This is a genomic window from Bremerella alba (genome assembly GCF_013618625.1).
Classification (GTDB): domain Bacteria; phylum Planctomycetota; class Planctomycetia; order Pirellulales; family Pirellulaceae; genus Bremerella; species Bremerella alba.
The window spans coordinates 1-2,012 of record NZ_JABRWO010000027.1; the positions used below are offsets into that span (position 1 = coordinate 1).

2 protein-coding genes are annotated in these 2,012 nt (G+C 48.0%); both read right to left on the bottom strand.

What is annotated here, in order from left to right; all coding sequences use genetic code 11:
- Positions 1-272: 272 nt before the first annotated feature.
- Positions 273-1,292 carry a WG repeat-containing protein gene (locus HOV93_RS25470; protein WP_207399378.1) on the bottom strand — a complete coding sequence of 340 codons (1,020 nt, stop codon included), beginning with the start codon at positions 1,290-1,292 and terminating at the stop codon, positions 273-275.
- Between the two features lie 3 nt (positions 1,293-1,295).
- Positions 1,296-2,012, bottom strand: a 717-nt coding sequence (locus HOV93_RS25475) for a hypothetical protein (protein WP_207399379.1), incomplete at its 5' end; no start/stop codon positions are given.

The window sequence follows — 2,012 nt, forward strand, 5'->3', positions numbered from 1 at the left end:
AAGTCTGTAGACTTGGGGCGAAACGAAAAGTCCTGACAACTTTTCTTGTCCAAGCGACGGGTCAACCGTTGGACATTTATTCGTGAAAGTTGAGGGAGATATGATTCATCAAGCAAAAAGAGACCTGCCCCCGTTTCCTTCCTCTTGAGCTACAACCTTCGCCCCCGCGGGCGGCCGCGTAAGAATAGTTAGAGAAAAGACCCCCGTCCCCTTTTATCTGCACGAACAGTATTGCCCCCGTCCCCTTTTCTGTCCCCCATGGAAAGAACTCATTAGCTCCACCAGGTAGGCAGCAAAGGATTGCCTCTTAAGTCGATATAGTTATTTTCAACGACTTTACGGTCTTCATCTTGAAAGCGCGTCACCAACGCAACGCCATCATGAAAGTCGAACATTTCGCTGAAGCACTCGTCGGAAACAAACTGTCCCTGAGCATTAGTCAATTTTAAGTTAGCTACTTTGTCCGGTCGAATCTGTCCCGCCGCATAAAGATCGAAACCTAGAGGGAAAAGAATATCAAAACGAGGCTCAATCCGCCAATGCGCGTCCTTGTCCATAAGGCCCCACTTGTTATCTGCTTTCGCGGCAATCATGCCGCCCTGAAACCGACTGGCGATTTCCTTTCCTTTAAACCTTTGAATCTCATTCGCTTGCAGATCAATCCAACCAATTTCGTGGTGAGTGAATTTCACCGGTATCAATCCTTCGTTCTCGTTGTAAACACTTCGATAAACATCCAAACCAATCCGATGCCCTGTCGCATCAATAGGAACATAGGATATTGGTGTCATTCCAATCTTCGCCCCCGATGCTTTACTGGTAGCGAAGAAAGGCAAGATATGGATGAACGTGCCGCCCTGCAGTTTGCCTTCGAAATTGACGCGACGAAATTCTCGCCAAGGTGATCGAACGCTGGCACCGCGGCTGTCAAATGAACCGGCACGATCGAATTGCGGTTCAATTATTACACGGCCATCGGTGCCAATATATCCGCATCCTTTTGTTTCTGCGTCCTTAACCGCTAAGCGTCCATAGGTGAACCTGTACTTCAAAAGAGCAAAGTCACGTTCTGTCTGGACCTCTTGGCCATCCTCAGTTAGCAAGGAGATCACACCAGATTCACGAGACTTTATGACAACAGCGACACCACAGGCAAATTCTCCGGCCCAATCAAAGATGGGATCGACAACAACTTCGCCCGAGCGATTGGTATAACCATAGCGTTCATTGTGCTTGAAATTCAGTAGACACATGGGAACTTGCTTATCTTCATGCAGAGCATTGATTCTCACGATTTAATCGTTGTCAAAATTACGATCAATAAGGTGCCTCGTTTCTGGGGGGCACAAGCGGTCGCCACGGAAATTTGTGGGCGTACGTGATCTTTCATTCCAAGAAGGGCCCCAACCGAATATGCCGTCAAAGAGAGCGTTATTCCGGTTCCTACCAGACTCCCTTGCTTTATCGTAAACTTCATCGACTTTGTCAGCTAGGTATTCGACGTCTTCATATCCGACGAATGGAACTGGATTCACTTCCTCGCTTAGAGCGATTGTTATCGACTCTTCACGACTATAGCCCTTAGCACGGGTTTCTCTGTAAATGAGCAGGAACGTGACAATTGGCACGGAAGTCTTTCCATATCGGGCCAATCGAGAAACAGATTCACCCAATTTTTCAGCTAAGTCTCTAAGGCGCTTTTTACTCAGAGGCTTGCCAGGTCCCGTAATTTTCACGGGAGGTTCCTTCGCGGGATAGTCAGGAAGATCTTTTCTCGGGCCATCCCGCCAAACTTTCATATCCTCTGGTGTGCTATCCAATACGGCCTCGTTGAATCCACATATAAACTTCATATTGGGAAAGGAAAAGGGGACGGGGGTCTTTGATCTGCCTTGGGGGTGTGATACACTATTCAGTAATAGTCCACGATCCCATTTGCTGCTCGGTGAAGTGCCATGCCTCGACAAAAGCGTGCCGATGAGGGAGGTTCGATCTATCATGCCCTGAATCGT